At 69.0% G+C, this 16,887-nt stretch carries 23 protein-coding genes; 22 read left to right on the top strand and 1 reads right to left on the bottom strand.

All coding sequences use genetic code 11. The features are described 5' to 3' along the window. Positions 1-3: 3 nt before the first annotated feature. The 3 genes from ACW9TB_RS09985 to ACW9TB_RS09975 all read left to right on the top strand — a co-directional run bounded on the left by ACW9TB_RS09985 (position 4) and on the right by ACW9TB_RS09975 (position 4,030). Positions 4-1,602, top strand: a complete 1,599-nt coding sequence (locus ACW9TB_RS09985; RefSeq protein ID WP_472747674.1) for a phage portal protein — start codon at positions 4-6, stop codon at positions 1,600-1,602. A gap of 215 nt (positions 1,603-1,817) precedes the next feature. Beyond that, a complete protein-coding gene (locus ACW9TB_RS09980; RefSeq protein WP_472747673.1) occupies positions 1,818-3,812 on the top strand; it encodes a phage minor capsid protein in 1,995 nt (664 codons plus the stop codon). Positions 3,813-3,817: 5 nt separating this feature from the next. Next, the gene (locus ACW9TB_RS09975) at positions 3,818-4,030 is read left to right on the top strand and encodes a hypothetical protein (protein ID WP_472747672.1); all 213 of its coding nucleotides are present in this window, start codon (positions 3,818-3,820) and stop codon (positions 4,028-4,030) included. Here the strand turns inward: ACW9TB_RS09975 and ACW9TB_RS09970 are convergent. Beyond that, positions 4,020-4,346, bottom strand: coding sequence for a hypothetical protein (locus tag ACW9TB_RS09970; RefSeq protein ID WP_472747671.1), 327 nt, complete (start codon positions 4,344-4,346; stop codon positions 4,020-4,022). The genes ACW9TB_RS09975 and ACW9TB_RS09970 overlap by 11 nt on opposite strands. 384 nt (positions 4,347-4,730) lie before the next feature. Here ACW9TB_RS09970 and ACW9TB_RS09965 point away from each other — a divergent pair, with 384 nt between their 5' ends. The 19 genes from ACW9TB_RS09965 to ACW9TB_RS09875 all read left to right on the top strand — a co-directional run bounded on the left by ACW9TB_RS09965 (position 4,731) and on the right by ACW9TB_RS09875 (position 16,821). After that, positions 4,731-5,513 carry a hypothetical protein gene (locus tag ACW9TB_RS09965; RefSeq protein WP_472747670.1) on the top strand — a complete coding sequence of 261 codons (783 nt, stop codon included), beginning with the start codon at positions 4,731-4,733 and terminating at the stop codon, positions 5,511-5,513. A 12-nt stretch (positions 5,514-5,525) separates the two neighbouring features. Further along, positions 5,526-6,437 carry a major capsid protein gene (locus ACW9TB_RS09960; protein WP_472747669.1) on the top strand — a complete coding sequence of 304 codons (912 nt, stop codon included), beginning with the start codon at positions 5,526-5,528 and terminating at the stop codon, positions 6,435-6,437. 68 nt (positions 6,438-6,505) lie between these two features. Next, positions 6,506-6,862 (top strand): hypothetical protein, encoded by a 357-nt coding sequence (locus tag ACW9TB_RS09955; RefSeq protein ID WP_472747668.1) that lies wholly within the window; start codon positions 6,506-6,508, stop codon positions 6,860-6,862. 14 nt (positions 6,863-6,876) lie between these two features. Further along, positions 6,877-7,179 carry a hypothetical protein gene (locus tag ACW9TB_RS09950; protein WP_472747667.1) on the top strand — a complete coding sequence of 101 codons (303 nt, stop codon included), beginning with the start codon at positions 6,877-6,879 and terminating at the stop codon, positions 7,177-7,179. After that, on the top strand, positions 7,179-7,538 hold the full coding sequence (locus ACW9TB_RS09945; protein ID WP_472747666.1) for a hypothetical protein: 360 nt from the start codon (positions 7,179-7,181) through the stop codon (positions 7,536-7,538). The genes ACW9TB_RS09950 and ACW9TB_RS09945 overlap by 1 nt, the downstream gene beginning before the upstream one ends. Further along, positions 7,538-7,684 (top strand): hypothetical protein, encoded by a 147-nt coding sequence (locus ACW9TB_RS09940; protein ID WP_472747665.1) that lies wholly within the window; start codon positions 7,538-7,540, stop codon positions 7,682-7,684. Before ACW9TB_RS09945 ends, ACW9TB_RS09940 begins: the two co-directional genes overlap by 1 nt. A gap of 78 nt (positions 7,685-7,762) precedes the next feature. Further along, complete coding sequence (locus ACW9TB_RS09935; protein ID WP_472747664.1) at positions 7,763-8,152, top strand: phage tail fiber protein; 390 nt, start codon at positions 7,763-7,765, stop codon at positions 8,150-8,152. A gap of 31 nt (positions 8,153-8,183) precedes the next feature. After that, positions 8,184-10,001, top strand: a complete 1,818-nt coding sequence (locus ACW9TB_RS09930; RefSeq protein ID WP_472747663.1) for a hypothetical protein — start codon at positions 8,184-8,186, stop codon at positions 9,999-10,001. Positions 10,002-10,013: 12 nt separating this feature from the next. Further along, the gene (locus ACW9TB_RS09925; RefSeq protein WP_472747662.1) at positions 10,014-10,676 is read left to right on the top strand and encodes a hypothetical protein; all 663 of its coding nucleotides are present in this window, start codon (positions 10,014-10,016) and stop codon (positions 10,674-10,676) included. Beyond that, a complete protein-coding gene (locus ACW9TB_RS09920; RefSeq protein WP_472747661.1) occupies positions 10,676-11,005 on the top strand; it encodes a hypothetical protein in 330 nt (109 codons plus the stop codon). The genes ACW9TB_RS09925 and ACW9TB_RS09920 overlap by 1 nt, the downstream gene beginning before the upstream one ends. Positions 11,006-11,019: 14 nt before the next feature. Then, on the top strand, positions 11,020-11,370 hold the full coding sequence (locus ACW9TB_RS09915) for a hypothetical protein (RefSeq protein ID WP_472747660.1): 351 nt from the start codon (positions 11,020-11,022) through the stop codon (positions 11,368-11,370). Further along, a complete protein-coding gene (locus ACW9TB_RS09910) occupies positions 11,367-11,783 on the top strand; it encodes a minor capsid protein (RefSeq protein WP_472747659.1) in 417 nt (138 codons plus the stop codon). Before ACW9TB_RS09915 ends, ACW9TB_RS09910 begins: the two co-directional genes overlap by 4 nt. 26 nt (positions 11,784-11,809) lie before the next feature. Further along, positions 11,810-12,265, top strand: a complete 456-nt coding sequence (locus tag ACW9TB_RS09905; RefSeq protein ID WP_472747969.1) for a phage tail tube protein — start codon at positions 11,810-11,812, stop codon at positions 12,263-12,265. Between the two features lie 2 nt (positions 12,266-12,267). Further along, positions 12,268-12,777 (top strand): hypothetical protein, encoded by a 510-nt coding sequence (locus ACW9TB_RS09900; protein ID WP_472747658.1) that lies wholly within the window; start codon positions 12,268-12,270, stop codon positions 12,775-12,777. Continuing rightward, positions 12,774-12,905, top strand: a complete 132-nt coding sequence (locus ACW9TB_RS09895) for a hypothetical protein (protein WP_472747657.1) — start codon at positions 12,774-12,776, stop codon at positions 12,903-12,905. The genes ACW9TB_RS09900 and ACW9TB_RS09895 overlap by 4 nt, the downstream gene beginning before the upstream one ends. A 26-nt stretch (positions 12,906-12,931) precedes the next feature. Then, positions 12,932-15,568: a phage tail tape measure protein gene (locus ACW9TB_RS09890; RefSeq protein WP_472747656.1), complete on the top strand. Its 2,637-nt coding sequence runs from the start codon at positions 12,932-12,934 to the stop codon at positions 15,566-15,568. Between the two features lie 34 nt (positions 15,569-15,602). Next, a complete protein-coding gene (locus ACW9TB_RS09885; protein ID WP_472747655.1) occupies positions 15,603-15,869 on the top strand; it encodes a hypothetical protein in 267 nt (88 codons plus the stop codon). Continuing rightward, positions 15,866-16,390: a hypothetical protein gene (locus ACW9TB_RS09880; protein ID WP_472747654.1), complete on the top strand. Its 525-nt coding sequence runs from the start codon at positions 15,866-15,868 to the stop codon at positions 16,388-16,390. The genes ACW9TB_RS09885 and ACW9TB_RS09880 overlap by 4 nt, the downstream gene beginning before the upstream one ends. Positions 16,391-16,392: 2 nt before the next feature. Next, positions 16,393-16,821, top strand: a complete 429-nt coding sequence (locus ACW9TB_RS09875) for a hypothetical protein (RefSeq protein ID WP_472747653.1) — start codon at positions 16,393-16,395, stop codon at positions 16,819-16,821. Positions 16,822-16,887 lie beyond the last annotated feature (66 nt).

The following is a 16,887-nucleotide window of genomic DNA, read 5'->3' as shown; positions in this document are numbered from 1 at the left end:
CCCATGCCGCTGCCGAGCGGCGGCGGCACCATGTGGCCGCCCCCCGCCTGCGAACTCCCGAACAAGTACTACCGGGACGCCGCTACCTGGTACGGAGGAGACCCCGACCAGCTCATCAGCTACTACGGCGGCGCCAACGGCAGCCCCGGCCTCGACCTCAAGCAGTACGACCGCCCCAGCCAGCACCGCGGCGGCCTCATCGGCAAGGCCGCCCGCTTCTTCTGGGGCAACCCGACGCCGCCCAACCAGATGCGCGACAACCGGCTGCACATCCCCATCGCCAGCGACATCGCCGTCACCTCCGCGGACTTGTTGTTCAGCGAGCCGCCCAGCTTCAAAGTCGAGGACGAAGCCACCCAGGCCCGCCTGGAAGACATCCTCGAAGAGGGCGGCATCTACGCCCGGCTCCTGGAGTCCGCGGAGATCAACGCCGCGTACGGCGACGTCTACCTCCGCGTCGACTGGGACAAGGACCTCGCCGACTACCCGCTCGTCGACGCGATCGAGGGCGACACCGCGGTGCCTGAGTGGAAGCGCGGCATCCTGGTCGCGGTGACGTTCTGGCACGTCGTCGCCGACCAGGACGGCGAGGTCTGGCGCCACCTGGAACGCCACGAAAAGGGCCGCGTGCTGCATGGCCTGTACAGGGGCACCAGCAGCAAACTCGGCAAGCAGATGCCGCTCGCCGACCACCCGGAGACCGCCCCGTTCGCGCTGCTCGTCGACTCCACCGGCGCGCTCGTCACCGGCCTTCGCGGCCTGGCCGTCAAGCACGTACCGAACATCCGGCCCCACCGGATCATCCGCGGCACCCCGCTCGGCCGGTCGGACTACACACCCGCCGTGATGCGCCTCATGGACAGCCTCGACGAGACCTACAGCAGCCTGATGAGGGACATCCGCCTCGCCAAGGCAAGACTCGTCGTCCCCGACAACTACCTCGACAGCACCGGCCGCCGCGGCGAAGGCCCCAGCTTCGACCCCGACCGCGAGGTCTACGAGGCGCTGAACATCCTGGGCAAGGGCGACGGCAACATGCAGCTGTCGGCCCACCAGTTCCTCATCCGCGTCGACGAGCACCTGGCGACATCGGCCGACCTGGTCAACCAGATCGTCCGCGCGGCTGGCTATTCGGCGCAGTCGTTCGGTGAGCAGGGCGACGTCGCCCAGACCGCGACCGAGGTTCGCGCCCGCAAGGAGAAGTCGTACGCGACGCGCGACAAGAAGATCAACTACTGGAAACCGGCCATGCCCTGGCTCGCCGAGACCCTCCTCACTGTCGACCGGATGATCTTCAAATCCAAGGTGACACCGCAACGGCCGGTCGTGACCTGGCCCGACGGCGTCAGCCCCGATCCGAAAACGGTCGCCGAGACCATCAACCTCCTCGCCCAAGCCGAAGCCGCCAGCACCGAGACGAAGGTCAGGCTCGCTCACCCCGACTGGGACGAGCCCGAGGTGCAGGAAGAAGTCCAGAAGATCAAGGACGACAAACCGGCCACGGTGATGGACCCCTTCGCGCTGCCCGAGGAGATGCAAGGCGCCGAGGGCGAGAAGCCGGAGGCCCAGGAGCAGAACGGGCCGCAAGAAGTTTCCCGATGAAAGCTGCTCCGCCATAGACCGCTTCCGGCTACGGTTCTCTCAGACGGCAAAATGGCTGCTCAAGTCGACTTTCGCAGTCCTTGCGGCTAGGCCACAGCGGTCCCGGGCGGTAGGCCCAAGAGGTTGTGCGTGACCTCTTGTGGTTGCGCACAACCATGCGCCTACCGGCCCGGGCCAGGCACTCCTCCACCTCTGATGGTTGCGGGGAGGTTCCCGTGGCCGTCGACCAGGACCTCCTCGACTCCATCGCCTCATCGGTCGCAGACCTTTACCGCGAGGTCGAGAACAGCCTCGTCACCGCGATCGCCGCCGAGCTCAGGCGCGACCTTCCGTACCCGACCGCCGAGGTCAAGCTCGACGCCGTCCGTCGCCTTCGCGCGGCCGCCGAGCAGGCTGCAGCGCGCCTCGCCAAGACGAAGAGCGCCGCGGTGCGCGCGGCCGCACGGGCCGCCTACCGGAACGGCTATGGCAGCGCGCTCAGCACCATCCCTGCGGCCGCCCTGGCCAAGACGGGCGCCAAGTCCGCACTGGACCAGGTGCCCGGCGCTGCGGTAGTGGAGAACATCGCGGCCGCACTCCACCGCGACCTCGGCAGGGTGGACAGCAACCTGCTGCGGGCTCCCGAGGACGCATACCGCGCCGTGCAGGCCGCCACCGCGGCGCGCATCGCGACTGGTACCGCCACCCGCCGCCAGGCCAGCCAGGCGGCGTGGCAGCGCCTCGTTGACAAGGGCATCACCTCGTTCACGGACTCCGTTGGCCGTACCTGGCAGTTGTCCTCCTACACCGAGATGATCGCGCGGACCAACGTGGCCCGCGCAGCAGTGCAGGCCCAGACCGACCGGCTCGCCAGCATCGGCATCGACCTGGTGATCGTCAGCGACCACGGCCAGGAGTGCAAACTCTGCCGCCCCTGGGAAGGCAAAGTCCTGCGACGGGACTCCGGGCCGGTCGGCAAGGTCCAGCTGCAGCACGCGACGCGCGACGACGACGAGCTGGTGACCGTCGACGTGGAGGGCACACTCGACGACGCCCGCCGCGCCGGGTTCCAGCACCCGAACTGCAGGCACAGCGTCAGCGCTTACCTTCCGGGTGTCACGGCGGCCCCGAAGAACACCGCCGACCCTGAGGGCGACAAGGCCAGGCAGCGGCAGCGGGCGATCGAGCGGGAGATCCGCAAGCACAAGCTCCGCGCAACCGGCGCTATCACCCCGGAGGCGCAGAAGAAAGCCGAGGCCGACGTCCGCCGCTGGCAGGGCGCCATGCGGGCCCACCTCAAGGCCAACCCGAAGTTGAAAAGGCTGTCCTACCGGGAGCAGCCCGGGGCTGGCAGCACCCCCGGGGCTGGCGGGCCGAAGGGCGGACCCGTTGCAGACCTGCAACCCCCCGCCCCCGGCGGGCCCGCGCCGAAGACCGCCCTGCCGAAGGCTCCGGCGCCGAAGACCCCGCCGAAGCCCAAGGCCTCGCCGGTCCCGGCGGCCGCGAAGCCGTACCACCGCAACCTCGACGGCATCGAGGACCTCGCCCGCGCCGTCGAAGAAGGTGTGCGCGAGGAGCGGCCGCTCGGCGGCGGCGCCGTCGCCAAGGTGGACCTGCTCACCCTCAAGGACGGCCGCAAGGTGGTCCGTAAGACGGCCAAACCGGGGAGCGGCGGCATCCAGGAAGCCGCCGGGGAGCAGGTGGCCTCCAAGGTCGCCCGCGCCCTCGGCCTGGACGCGCCCCGCGTGTACCGCACCGGGCCCGACACGATCTACATGGACTACGTCGACGACGCCACGACCGCCGCCGAGCTCACCGGCTACGGCGATCCACCGAAGCGGGTCAGGGACGCGGCGGCCAGCGACGACGGCAAGAAGATGGGGCTCCTCGACCTGCTCGTCCACAACTTCGACCGCAACAGCGGCAACTGGATGCTGCGAGACGGCCGGGTCGTCCCCATCGATCACGGCGTCGCCTACACCGAGATGCTCGACGACGGCGTCGTCGACCTGGAGTACGTGGTCAGCGACTTCGCGGACCTCTACACCCAGGGTGAGGGAAACCCGCTCACGCGCGCAGACGTAGACGAGGTCCGCCGCCGCCTGGAAGGGCTGCGCGAGGACTTCGACCACCTCGGCCGAGGCGAGTGGCTGGACTACTCGCTGCGCGTGCTCGATGCCCTCGCACCGAACGCGTCCGGCACCCGGAACCTGATCGCCGGGGTACGGTGACCGCCATGACCGTGCTGCGCATCGTGAGCGTCCGAACCGGCACCGAGGTCGCCCGCGCCGAACTGGCCGACGACGGGACGGTCACCTACCTCGGCGGAGACAGCGCCCGCGCCGCGATCCGTACCCAGATGCGCGCCGCGAGCGAGACCGAAGCACAGGCTCTCGCCACCCTGGCGCGGACCGGATGGTCCAACGGCTACCTGATGGTCAAGCTCTGACGCACCAGTCGCCGTCCTCGATCAGCTTCACGATCGCCCGTGCGTCCGCCAGGTCGACGCTCGCCGCGCCACCGTCGAACCGCTGCTGAGTCTTCTTGACCACCTCGTCGCGAGGTTCGCCAGCGAGGAGGTTCGAGCAGCTGTTCCGGGCTCGGCCTATCGAGCGTTCGTGGTCCAGCTCCGGATCGATCTGCCATAGTCCGCGCAGGAGATCCTCGGCCTGTATCGCGTCAGGCTTCGGGATCGTCAACGCCGTGCTCGGCGCTGGCACGCTCGCCTTCGCCTCCGGCTCCGCAGCCTCGTCGCCGCTGAACATGCTGACGAGCCCTCCGAGCAGGGCCAGGACGACCAGTAGGCCGCCGAGCACAGCGAATGCTCGGCCCTTCCCGCTCTGCTTCGGTGGCTTCGGCGGGAGATACGGGCGCCGAGCGTCTGGGGAGTCGCCGAACTCCCGCCAAGGCCGCGATGAATCCCAGCCGGGCGGTGACGGTCTCGATGGCCATCCCGGCGGCGGGCCCGGCTGAGACGAATACGGCTGCTGAGGCGGCTGCTGCGGAGGGTGCACGCGCGCACCATATGCCGCAACCCATGACCATCCGTCCCGAACCAGGGGACGGACGCCCGAAACCGGGCAACCAGCACCACCCGAAACGTAGGCCCGCCAGGTGCGAGCCTCCCCTGTGATGCCCCAGGAGGGCACATGTTCGACCAGTTGCCGACCGCGCCGGGTGCGCTCCTCGGCTACACCAAGCACGACCGTCCCATCTACCTTCAGGCTGGCGGGTCCGGCGAGGGCGGCGGCGACGCAGGCGCTGGAGCCGATGGCGGCACCGCGCCGGACAGCACCAGCCAGGATGGCCAGGACCAGGGCGCCGCGCAGGACGACGGCACCAAGGACACGGCCACCGACACCGGCAAGGACAACGCGGGCAAGACCGGCGACGGCGATTCCGCCGCGACGATCACCCGCCTGGAGAAGGAACTCAGGGCCGCCCGCGGAGAGGCAGCCAAGGACCGCACCGCCGCCAAGGACGCGGCGGCCACCGAGGCCCGCACCGCCTTGGTCCAGGAACTCGGCAAGGCGCTCGGCCTGGTCAAGGAAGACGACAAAACTCCGACCGACCCGGCCAAGCTGACCGCGACGATCGAGCAGCTCGGCACCACCAACAAAGAACTGTCCACCGAGCTCGCCGTCTGGCGAGGCGCCGCCAAGCACGACGCCGACGCCAGCGCGCTCACCGACTCCCGGACATTCCTCGCCGCCCTGGCCAAGCTCGACCCCGCCGCGGACGACTTCGTGGCGAAGGTCGGCAAGGCCATCGAGAAGGCCGTCACCGACAACCCCAAGCTCAAGATCGGCGGCGTCGAGCCGCCCGCCCGGAGCGGGGCCGACTTCGGCGGCGGAACCGGCGATACGGCCGGATCAGACGACATCGAAGAACTCCGTAAGGAACGCCGTAGGCGCCGCGGGGTCGACTCCTAGGAAGGCCTGCCCATGGCCAACACCATCCTCTCTCCGACGGTCATCGCCCGGCAGGCGCTGGTCAACCTCCACGAGACCACCGTCATGGCCGGTCTGGTCCACCGCGACTATGAGCCCGAGTTCGGCCGGAAGGTCGGCAACGCGATCACGATCCGCAAGCCAGCCGTGTTCGTCGCGCAGGAGTACGAGCGCACCGAGGGCATCAACGTCCAGGACGCGACCGAGACCGGCATCAACATGACGCTCAACCACATGGCCGACGTCTCGTTCAGCGTGACCGCCGAGGAGCTCACGCTCAAGATCACCGACTTCGATGAGCAGTTCCTGACCCCAGCCATGGAAGCCATCGCGCAGAAGATCGACCGCGACATCCTGTCCCTGCGCACCGACATCAGCCAGGAGGTCGGTGTCGTCGCTGGCGACAACCAGTACGCCTGGTCCGACCCGAGGGTCCTCATCGACGCTGGCCGCGTGCTCGACACCCGGAATGTGCCCGGCGCTGAGCGGCGCGCGGTGGTCGGCCCGACCACGTCGGCCCGGTGGATCGGCCAGGACATCCTGCACCACGCCGACAAGCGCGGCAGCACCGAGGGCCTCCTGGAGGCGAGCCTCGGCGGACGCGTGTTCGGGTTCTCGCCGTATATGACCCAGAACATCGCCAAGCCCGCCCAGACCAGCGGAAACAGCACGACCGAGGAAGGCGTCGCGTTCCACAAGACCGCGTTTGCCCTCGCCTTCAGGCCGCTCGCTCTGCCCAAGGGCAACCCGAACGCCGCGGTCATGAACTACCAGGGCTACTCCCTGCGGGTGATCTACGGCTACGACATGGACCAGAAGCAGGACATCTGCTCGATCGACTGCCTCTACGGCGTCAAGACGCTGGACCCCAACAGGGCCGTGCTCATCAAGGGCGCCGACGTCTAACCCCTCCGCCCGCCCCGGGCGGGGCGGGCGCGGGCCACCCCCTCACCGAACCAACAAGGAGTAGCCCCATGGGGTATCAGCGCCGCATTGTCACCAAGGAGATCCGCGTCCCGTCCGCCACCGCCGGAAGCAACGTCGTCTGGCGGGCGCCCGCCGCGTGCCGCATCGTCGCCATCCACGGCTACCGCTCCGGCGGCGCCGCGACCACCGTCAACGCGCAGATCGGCGCCGTCGACGTCCTCGGTTCCGACCTGACCGCTGGCAGCAGCACCTTCGCCACCGCCCGGCCGGTCGGTACCGCCGGGAAGATGGCCGCCGGAGACGTCCTCAGCCTGGAGGTCGCTTCCACCAGCTCGGGGCCGCTGGTCATCATCCAGGCCGACATCGTGCTCGGTGCCGACGTCAACGACCTGCCGAACAGCTGATGGGAGCCGCCCCGATGTACGTCTATCGCAACCTCAACACCGACGAAGTCGTGGAGCGCGAGGCTCGGTCGGGCCGCTTCGACCGGCTGGAGCAGTGGGTGCTGTTGTCCTCCCCGTCAGAGCAGGACGAGGCGCCCGCCCAGTCGACCGAGACCGCCTCCGGCGGCGACGGCCAGGGGCAGCGTCCGACGCCTCCGCCCACCTCGGCGAACAAAACCGAGTGGGTGGACTACGCCGTCGAGCACGGCGACATGTCCAAGGCCGACGCCGAGAAGCTCTCCAAGGACAAGCTCATCGAGCGGTTCGGTGGTAGCTGATGGCACGTACCGCCTTCGCCGCGGCCGCGACCGTCCCGGACTCCGGCCTTGACCCGACCGCCACCGACGCCGCGGTCAACATCGCCGACGGCAACAGCTTCGTGTGGGGTCCGCGCCGGTGGCTGTTCCTCCTCAACGGGGACGACACCACGTTGACCGCGACCATCCCGTCCCCGGCGACCGCCGGGCGGGGCGGGGCGGCGATCGCCGACCTGGCCATCATCATCCCAGCCGGGAAGTACGCGATCGTCCCGCCGCTGGAGGCCGCCCTGTACCGGCAGGCCGACGGCACGATCCACGTCAACTACTCCGGCGCGGACGCGAGCGTCACCGCCCTGACCTACGACGGGCCGACCTGATGCCGACCTACGAACGCCTCGACGACGACGGCCAGGTCCTCGAGCGCGTGCACGCCCCGACCGGCTCGTACGAGGACACCCGCCTCGGCGTGGCCGTCCTGGAGGAGACCGGCGGCTGGCGGCTGGCCGCCGACCAGGTCGAGTAGACGCGCGGGCAGGCGCGTTGAGGGTGCGGGTCCGGGCCGCGTCTGCCCGCGTCACAACCACAGAGAGGGTGACCACCGATGGCTGAAGGCCTCAGCTCGGGGATCGCGAACGCGATCCTCAACGCGCTCTGCCGGAGCACGCCGTGGACCGAGCCCGACGAGGTGTGGGTGCAGCTGCACACCGCTGCCCCCGGTGCGGCTGGCACCATCGCCGTCGCCACCGAGGCGGATCGGATCCAGGCGACGTTCGGAACCAACGCCGCGTCCGGGGCGATCAGCAATACGGCCGTGCTGACCTGGCCCGGTGTAGCTGGCGCGGAGGACTATACGCACTTCACCGCGTGGTCAGCCAGCACGTCCGGGACGTTCCTGTTCTCCGGAACGGTGACGGCGAACGCTATGCAGATCGGCGACGACTTCGTGATCCCGATCGGCGACCTGGACGTGGCGCTTTCCATTGCAAGTTGATCCTCTGGCGTAAGTCCCGAGGGGGTGAGGGATGGCCGCCCCGACCTTCCGGGCCGCAGGTCTCGGCGGCACCTCCACCACCACCTCCACCACAGTGGCGAAACCGGGCGGGACCGTCACCGGCGACACCCTGTACGCCCTGGTCTGCAACGGTGGTGCGGCGAGCGCGCCGACCACGGTTCCGTCCGGGTGGGTGCTCGTCGCCTCCGGCTCGGTCTCGACGACGTTCTGGGCGGGCGTCTACGAGCACAAGGTCACCGACGGCGGCAGCGAGCCGTCGAGCTACACCTGGTCAGGGTTCACCGACAGCTGCGCCGGGTCGATGATCGGCGTCGTCGGCGCTGACACCACGACCCCGGTGCACGTCTTCCACGCGCAGCCCAACATCAACAGCCACCCCGCCTGCGCGAGCATCACGACGACGGTCGCGGAGTGCCTGATCGTCGCCGCGGTGGCCACCGACGACAACCAGCTCATAGGTGACCTGAGCTGGGCGTGCGCCACCAACCCGGCCAGCCTGACCGAGCGCACCGACCTGCTGTCGTCCGGCGGAGCCGACACCGCTTCCGCGATCGCCACCGCCCCACAGACCAGCATGGGGGCGACCGGCAACTTCGCCGCGACCCTCGCGGGCAGCCGCGACAACATCACGTTCCTCCTGGCCATCCAGCCCCCGCAGGCTGGCGGCGGAGACGTCACCGGCGTCGCCACCGCAGCGCTCGGAAGCCTCACGGCCACCGCCGCCGGGCGCCGCGCCGTCCACGGCGCCGCGGCGGCATCTCTCGGCGGGCTCGCCGCGGCGGCATCCGGCCGCCGTACGGTCCACGGCAGCGCGTCGGCTGGCCTCGGAGCGCTCGCCGCGGCGGCCGCCGGTACGGCGGTCGGCGATGTCCCCGTCACTGGCGTCGCGACCGCCAACCTCGCAGGACTGACCGCGACGGCCACCGGTACACGTCGCGTACACGGGACGGCCGCTGCGGTGCTCGGATCGCTCGAGGCTGTCGGCAGCGGCGACCGGACCGTACGCGGGGCGGCGACCGGTTCGCTCGGAGCTCTCACCGCTGTGGCCGTCGGCGACCGGCTCGTGCACGGCCGGGCCGTCGCGGAGCTCGGCGCGCTCACCGCCACAGCCTCGGCCGTACGCACCATCCGTGGCAGTGCTGCAGCCAACCTCGGCGGCCTCACCGCGACCGCCGTCGGCGACCGGGCGGTGCACGGCGTTGCCACGTCCAACCTCGGTGGCATCTCGGCCGCGGCGGCCGGTCACCGTACCGTGCACGGCGCCGCAACCGGAGGCCTCGGCGGGCTCACCGCTGCCGCCAGCGGCGGCGCGGTCGGGAAAGTCACCGGGGTCGCAACCGCGCACCTGGGCTTGCTCACGGCTACGGCGGCTGGTCGTCGTACCGTCCTCGCGGTGGCCTCTGCCCCGCTCGGCGCGCTCACCGCGACCGCGGTAGCGGGCCGCCCTCCGGTGCCTGGCGTCGCCGCCGCGGCGCTCGGCGCGCTCACCGCCACCATCACCGGCAGGCGCAGGATCCGCGCCGCGCTCACCGCGCAGCTCGGCGCCCTGACTGCGGCTGCGTCGGGCCGACGGATCGTGCACGGCGCCGCGCCGGTCCTCGGCGCGTTCGTCGCGGCGGGCCGGGGCCAGCGGACCGTGCACGGAGCTGCAGCCGCACCGCTCGGCGCCTTGTCCGCGGCCGTCGCGGCAGGTGACGACGTCCCCGTGCCCGGGACGCTGACCATCACCACCGCTCCCGCCTCGACGCTCACGCCCGCGCGCACCGGCGGAGTCCTGGCCGCGGCCGCCGCCGATACCGCCACCCTCACCATCGTTCGCACCCCGTAGGAGGTGGTCAGGATGCCGGACGCCGGAGACTCCCAGATCGTCACCCTCGCCGTCGACCCCGCCGACCTGTCCACGGCGGTGGTACTCACCGTCCGCGCACCGGCCGGGACGATCACCACACCGGCCGCGAGCACCGACGACGGCGCAACGTGGACCGCCGAGGTGCCGTACCCGGCCGCGGGCATCTACCGGCTGACGTGGACCGTCACCGGCACCGGCGCGGGCATCGAGCACCAGCTGGTGAGCGTCGCCCCGGCTCCGGCCCAGGGCCGCTCCTACGCCACCACCACCGACCTGGCCGACGAACTGCAAGCCGCGCCGCCGCTGGATTCGGACCGCCTGCTGACCCGGGCGACCGAGTACCTCGATGACAACGTGCTGCGCTGGGCGGTCTACGACCTGGTGCCCGGCGACGTCGACGAGATGCCCTCGGATCCGGCGGTGGCGAAAGCCTTCGCCCGCGCGGTGTGCGCGCAGGTGGAGTGGTGGCAGGAACACGGCGACGACGGCACCGGAGCAGGCGCCGACTACACCAGCGTCTCCGCTGGCGGTATCGCCCTGACCCGGGGTGCCGGGCCGTCCGGGGTGCCAGCCGACCCGCGCCGATCCGAGCGGGCGATCGAGATCCTCGCCGCCGTCCCGGGCCTGTTCCGCACCGGCCCCTGGATGACCTGATGCCTCGCCGTATCCCCGGCTTCCTGCTGCGTCGGGCGGGCGTCGACGTGGTGATCGAGCCGTACAAGGGTGCCGGCACGTTCGGCCCGATCTACGGGCCGCCGACGCCGGTGCGCTGCCTGCGGGAGGACAAACGCCGCCTGGTGCGCGATGCCCAGCGCAAAGAGGTGCTGTCGGAGACGACGCTGCGGATGCAGCTGTGGGAGACCTGTCCGCCCGATTCGCGGGTCACGCTCCCCGACGGCCGTAAGACCACCGTCATCACTTGCGCGCCGATCGACGGTGGCATCCTGCCCGTCCCCTCCCACCTGGAGGTCGCCTTGCAGTAAGGGAGGTGGTCAGGGTGCCGCAGAGAGCGAAGCTGACGTTCAACGGGGCGGCCATCAAGGCCGCGAAGAGGAAAGGCGCCATCCTTGGTCTCCGCAAGGGGGCTGAGCATCTCCTCGGGGCGAGCCGGAAGCTCGTGCCGCACGAGGAAGGCACTCTCGAGCGGTCAGGCACCCCGTCGGTCGACGAGGACGCGCTGCGGGCCGCGGTGAGTTTCGACGGGCCGTACGCAGTCCGCCAGCACGAGGACCTCACCTACCGCCACGACGACGGCCGCCAGGCGAAATACCTGGAGGAGCCGATGGCCACCGAGGCGCCGGTCATCGCCGAGATCATCGCCGCGGAGATCCGCAGGGAGCTGACATGACCCTGCTGGAGGAGTTCGCGCAGCTCGCCGCCGACCTTACCCTCGGCATCTACCACGCCGACGGCGAGCTGGGCAGCACCATCTTCCCCGGCCACCTGCCGGACACCCCTGACCTCGCGCTGGCCATCTTCCGCTACGGCGGCCCCGAGTCGTCGCTGGCCGACAGCTACGACGAGCCCGGCATCCAGGTGCGCGTCCGCGGGCCCGCGCACGACCACCGCATCGCCGAACGGAAGGCCCAGGACGTCTACGACGCCCTGCACGGCCTCGGCATGCGCTTCCTCGCGGGTGGCACCTGGCTGCAGCTGGTCGTCGGCACCCAGGCCGGGCCCGTGCCGATCGGCCCCGATGGTCACGGCCGCCACGAGTACACCGTCAACTTCCGCGCCGAGATCAACGCGCGGGCCACGTAGGAACAGGAGCACCGGCCTTGACTCAGGTGAAGATCAACGCCAGGGACATCATTATCCAGGTCTCCGACGGAGCCACTCCGTCGCCGACGTGGCTGACCATCGAGAACTTGGGCAACACCACCGTCAACCGCGGTGAAAACGAAGAGGTGGCCGACACCACCGACTACGACTCCCAGGGCGCCTACGAGCAGGACGTGATGCAGAGGGGCGCGGTGCTGGAGCTGGAAGGCGCCGAGAAGAAAGACCACATCACCGGCGCCCTTCAGCCGGGCAGGGCCCGGGTGGAGGCGCTGGGTGGCGAGGACAAGGTCGGCTATGACAGCCGCGGCCGAATCCGGTTCCGTCACCCCATGGACCAGGTGTGGAAGGTGTGGGACTGCACCGTGACCCTCGGCGAGTCCGGCGGCGCCCACAACGACAAGTCCGCGTGGGCCGCGACGATCACGAAGTGCGGCCTCACCACCACGATGGCGGTCGCCTGACCATGAGCGACATCGAGCCGTCGTTCGTCGACCCCGACGACTACGACGAGGACCTGGACCACGACTTCGACGCCGCGTGGGCCACCCTGAAGCCGAAGCGGGTCAAGGTCCTCGGCAAGATCTACACCCTGCCGCCCGAGCGGCCCGCGCGGGTCATGATCCTGCTGATCCGGGAGCGGAAGGCCCGCAAAGAGCAAGACGGCGCCACAGGCCTCCTGCTGCTGCAGGAGATCCTCGAATCGATGTTCGGTAAGGCCGAATACCAGCAGATCCTCGCTGATGGCCTCGGCCTCGACACGCAGCTGAACGACCTCGTGGACTACTGCATGCGCGCCTACAACTCCAAGAAGGAGGAGGCCGCGGAGGGGGAAGCGGAGCCCCCGACGACGGGGGCTCCGACGGCCTCGGCCACTGGACGCGCAGCATCGTCCGCTACTGGGCGCTCCTCGAAGCAGACATCACGCGCGAGTACAACGGCCTCGACATCGTCCAGGCGGTCAACGAAGGAATGACGTGGCGCAAGTTCTGCGTCCTCGTCAACGGCCTGCTCCCCGAGACATCGCTGTGGCGCCGCGTCGTCGCCGCTGAGCCGGTCGAGCTGCGCGGCCAAGCCGCTCAGAGTTACATCAGCACCCTGTGATCTGAGCGACCGGGAGGTGATCTCCCGTGAGTCTCAGCTTGGGAGAGCTGCACGGCATCATCGACCTCGAAGACAAGGGCTTCGACTCCGCCATCGACAGCGCCGGACAGGCCATGTCGGGGCTGCAGTCCGCGACGACGCAGGTCATGGCGTCCGTCGAGGGCACCGTCACCCGGTCCCTCGCCCAGGTCGAGCAGGCGATCGCTGACGGCCTCGACCCTGCCTCCGCGATCGCCGACCTGGACCGGCTCGAAGCCGAGCTCGACGCGAGCCTCCGCGAGATGGAGGCGGAGGCTGAGGCGTTCGCCCGCGAGCTCGACGCCTCGATCGACGAAGCGTTCGCTTCCCTCGACGACGATGCCCAGGCGTCCGGGCAGCGCGCCGGAGACCAGCTCGTCGACGGCCTGCGCACCGGCCTGGACGGGGCCAGGGAGGCCGCCCGGCAGACCGGAGACGACGTTGGCCGGGGCCTCGGCGACGGTGTCGAGGCTTCAGGGCAGTCCCGCCTGGCCGGGGTCGGCGCCAACCTGGTCGGTGGGCTGAAGGCGGGCGCGGCCGGGCTGGCGCTCGCGGCGGGCGCGGCGATCGGTGCGGCCCTGATGTCCGGGTTGCAGTCCGCACTGGACGGCGAGGAGGCGCGGCAGAAGCTGTTCGCGCAGATCGGTGCGTCCGAGGCGGAGATGGGGCGGCTCGGCCGGGTCGCCGGGGAGGTGTACTCCCAGGGGTACGGCGAGGGCATCGGCGACGTCACCAACTCGATCCGGAGCCTGATTCAGAACGTTGACGGGATCCGAGGCGCCAGCGAGGAGTCGCTGGGGGCGCTGTCGAAGCACGCCCTGAACGCGTCGACGATCCTCGACGAGGACGTCAATCGCGTCACGGCGGCCGTCGGCAACATCCTCCGAAATAATCTTGCCCCGAATGCCGAAGCGGCGTTCGACATCCTCGTTAAGGGTGCGCAGAACGGCGCGAACAAGTCGGAAGATTTGCTCGACACATTTAATGAATACAGTACTCAATTCCGTGAAATTGGCTTATCCGGCAAGGATGCTCTCGGCCTTATTTCCCAGGGTCTTCAAGCCGGTGCGCGTGACTCGGATACGGTCGCGGACGCTCTTAAAGAGTTCGCGATCCGCGCTAAGGATGGTTCAGAAACAAGCAAGGTCGCATTTGAAGGCATCGGTCTCGACGCCAACAAAATGTTCCAGGTCTTCGCCAAGGGCGGTGAGCCTGCGAAGCAGGCTCTCGGCGACGTCATCCAGCGCCTGAAAGACGTCAAGGACCCGGTCCAGCAGGATGCGATTGCGGTCGGCCTTTTCGGAACAAAAGCGGAGGATCTTCAAGACGCTCTTTTCGCCCTGGATCCAACCACCGCCGCGACGTCTCTCGGCAGTTTCTCCGGTGCGGCCAAGAAGGCCGGTGACACCCTTCATGACACAGCGACGAATAAAATCGAGCAGTGGAAGAGGGGACTTTCTGAGGGTGTCGTAAATTTTCTCGGCGGCACGGTGATACCGGCCCTAGAGGGGGCTGCGACCCACTTCTCGATGTCGGGGGCGCTGGAGACGCTCGGCCAGTGGCGGGAGCAGGCAGGCGCGATCTGGGACGGCGTGGTCGCCGATGTCCAGGAATGGGTGGACGCCAATGGGGAGACCATCGAACAGTGGAAAACGAAACTCTCTGAGGGATTCGAATCCGCGAAAACGGTCGTCTCCGATGTCCTCACTATCCTGAAAGAACTGTGGGATAAGTATGGCCAGGACATTATTGCCGCCGTCACCGGTCTAGTCTCCACTTTCCTCTCTATCTGGAATGCTTTTTGGGGCGTCGTTTCCGGTCTAGTCAAAACCGTCAAGGGCGTAATGACCGGTGATTTTACGCTCCTCAAAGAGGGTTTGCGTCAAATCTGGGACTCCCTCTGGAAATTAGTAGAAGATATTCTTTCTGGCGCCCTGGAAACTATCAAGAGAATAGCGTCCGAGACGTGGACGAAACTCAAGGCTGATGCGACCACCGCCTGGGAAAATCTCAAGAAAACGGTGTCTGAAAAGATTGACGCTCTGATCGTCTTCATCAAAGAGCTTCCCGGTAAAGTGAAAGCTGTTTTCGTCGACGCCGGTAAATGGCTGCTCCAGGCCGGAAAAGACATGATCCTGGGATTCGTGAACGGCATCAGGTCCATGGTTGGCGCTGCAGCTGACGCGGCGAAATCCGTGGTAAAAAACGCCACCGACGCGGTCACCGGATTCTTGGACTCGCATTCGCCGTCGAAGCTGTACCACGGGATCGGCGGAGACACGATCCAAGGCTGGGTCGACGGCGTCCTCGCCAAGGGCGACCTCGCGGCGGGCGCGGTGAAGGCCGTCATGAAGCGAGCCAAGGACGCAGCCATGGCGGAGTCGTTCGGCGACAACCGGGCGGAGATCGACAACGCGCTCGCCGCCGCAGAGAAGAAAGCGAAGGCCGCGCAGCAGACAACGGAAATCAAGGGCGCGGCCAACATCTGGAGCAGCGACAGCGGAGGCGGCACCTGGAGCGGCGGATCGGCCGCGACCGGCGGGGGTGGCATCACAGTCAACATGCCGAACGCCGTGATCCGCGAGGAGGCCGACGTCGCGAAGCTCGGCCGGGAGTTCGGCTACGAGCTCGCGGTCCAGGCGTAGGGCCTGGACCCCAACGACAGAGAGGCGGTTCGGCATGTCCGGACTTCAGGCGTACACCGCCGCGGACCTGGCTCGGATGCGATCCGTGCAGGCCCGCCCGCGTGGCTGGTCCTACCGGGTCAAGGCGAAGCGCCAGACCATCCGACACCCCATCACGGGGGAGCTGATGCAGATCACCACCACTGAGCTCGGCAACCGCATCCGCGAACGTAAGCACGGTATGGACGCGCACGTGTTCTTGCCGCACCTGCTCGTCCACGCCGCGAGCGGCGAGGTCATGAAGGAGACGAGGCACTGGTGAACGGTCTCGGACTACCCCAGCCACCCACCCCACTGTCGCAGCTGCGCGCCGAGCTCGCCGTGGCCGAGGCGTGCGAGCCGATCTGGCAGGCCCACCAGGCGGCCAAGGCGGCGTACGCCGAGGCCGTCGAGGGCGGCGACCCGGCGGCGATCCGCGCGGCCAGCAAGGCGAAGAACACGGCGGCGGTCGCGCTGAACGACACCCGCGCGTGGCTGCGCAGGGAGAAGCGCATCGCGAAACTCAGCGCCGAGATCCCGGCGCTGGACCGGCGGTTGCAGGGGCAGATCCTCGACCAGGGGGGCCACCCGGACGCCGAGCTGCGCGCCGTCCTCGTCGGGCGGCTCACCGCCTGGCAGGAGGAACTGGCCGACCTGGAGGTCGAGGCGGCTCCGTTGCGGGAGCTGTTCGGCGCCCGACCGTCGGAGGCGCCGGTGGTGATCGAGGACGGATCCGCTGAGGCGACCGGCCTGCCCGTGACCGTGCGGGCGCGTCCCCGCACCGGCAAGACCGGAGGTAAGTAGAGATGGCATCCGGTCTGTACGCAGCCACGTTCATGGACATCTTCGACGCGACCCAGCTCGGTGTGGACTTCGACCGCGAGGATCACCTCTGGGCGCTGTACAACGCGTCGAAGACGCCGAACTACAACGACGACACCGTCTACAGCAGCACGAACGAAATCGTAGGCACCGGGTACACGGCCAAGGGCAAGGTCGTCACCGGCACCGCGCTGTCCAAAACGGCCGGGCTGATGAAGTACTCCTCCGACGCCGTTCAGTGGCCGTCCAGCACCCTGACGGGGGTGAAGCACGTCGACATGATCGCCGACAACACCTCCGGTGACCCGCTGATCATGGGCATCGACCTCGTCGACGCCGTCAACACCTCGGCCGGAACCCTGTTGATCACGCCACACGCGAACGGTTTGTTCACCATGGACTTCACCCCCTGACCTCGGGCCGTCCTCGCCGCTGCAGCCGCCTCCGGGCGGTTTTTTCATGCCCGCCTTCCCCCTGAC

It is taken from the genome of Streptosporangium sp. H13245 (genome assembly GCF_055690525.1).
Note: the sequence above shows the minus strand (reverse complement) of the source record. Positions and strands in the feature narration are given on the sequence as shown.

Excerpts from the sequence above, each read along its gene's own strand:
- ACW9TB_RS09985 (WP_472747674.1), top strand. The coding sequence starts at position 4 with ATGCCGCTGCCGAGCGGCGGCGGCACCATGTGGCCGCCCCCCGCCTGC.
- ACW9TB_RS09935 (WP_472747664.1), top strand. The coding sequence starts at position 7,763 with ATGGCTGAAGGCCTCAGCTCGGGGATCGCGAACGCGATCCTCAACGCG.
- ACW9TB_RS09875 (WP_472747653.1), top strand. The coding sequence starts at position 16,393 with ATGGCATCCGGTCTGTACGCAGCCACGTTCATGGACATCTTCGACGCG.
- ACW9TB_RS09950 (WP_472747667.1), top strand. The coding sequence starts at position 6,877 with ATGTACGTCTATCGCAACCTCAACACCGACGAAGTCGTGGAGCGCGAG.
- ACW9TB_RS09960 (WP_472747669.1), top strand. The coding sequence starts at position 5,526 with ATGGCCAACACCATCCTCTCTCCGACGGTCATCGCCCGGCAGGCGCTG.
- ACW9TB_RS09965 (WP_472747670.1), top strand. The coding sequence starts at position 4,731 with ATGTTCGACCAGTTGCCGACCGCGCCGGGTGCGCTCCTCGGCTACACC.
- ACW9TB_RS09910 (WP_472747659.1), top strand. The coding sequence starts at position 11,367 with ATGACCCTGCTGGAGGAGTTCGCGCAGCTCGCCGCCGACCTTACCCTC.
- ACW9TB_RS09970 (WP_472747671.1), bottom strand. The coding sequence starts at position 4,346 with ATGTTCAGCGGCGACGAGGCTGCGGAGCCGGAGGCGAAGGCGAGCGTG.
- ACW9TB_RS09900 (WP_472747658.1), top strand. The coding sequence starts at position 12,268 with ATGAGCGACATCGAGCCGTCGTTCGTCGACCCCGACGACTACGACGAG.
- ACW9TB_RS09930 (WP_472747663.1), top strand. The coding sequence starts at position 8,184 with ATGGCCGCCCCGACCTTCCGGGCCGCAGGTCTCGGCGGCACCTCCACC.
- ACW9TB_RS09940 (WP_472747665.1), top strand. The coding sequence starts at position 7,538 with ATGCCGACCTACGAACGCCTCGACGACGACGGCCAGGTCCTCGAGCGC.
- ACW9TB_RS09975 (WP_472747672.1), top strand. The coding sequence starts at position 3,818 with ATGACCGTGCTGCGCATCGTGAGCGTCCGAACCGGCACCGAGGTCGCC.
- ACW9TB_RS09895 (WP_472747657.1), top strand. The coding sequence starts at position 12,774 with ATGACGTGGCGCAAGTTCTGCGTCCTCGTCAACGGCCTGCTCCCCGAG.
- ACW9TB_RS09885 (WP_472747655.1), top strand. The coding sequence starts at position 15,603 with ATGTCCGGACTTCAGGCGTACACCGCCGCGGACCTGGCTCGGATGCGA.
- ACW9TB_RS09945 (WP_472747666.1), top strand. The coding sequence starts at position 7,179 with ATGGCACGTACCGCCTTCGCCGCGGCCGCGACCGTCCCGGACTCCGGC.
- ACW9TB_RS09925 (WP_472747662.1), top strand. The coding sequence starts at position 10,014 with ATGCCGGACGCCGGAGACTCCCAGATCGTCACCCTCGCCGTCGACCCC.
- ACW9TB_RS09955 (WP_472747668.1), top strand. The coding sequence starts at position 6,506 with ATGGGGTATCAGCGCCGCATTGTCACCAAGGAGATCCGCGTCCCGTCC.
- ACW9TB_RS09920 (WP_472747661.1), top strand. The coding sequence starts at position 10,676 with ATGCCTCGCCGTATCCCCGGCTTCCTGCTGCGTCGGGCGGGCGTCGAC.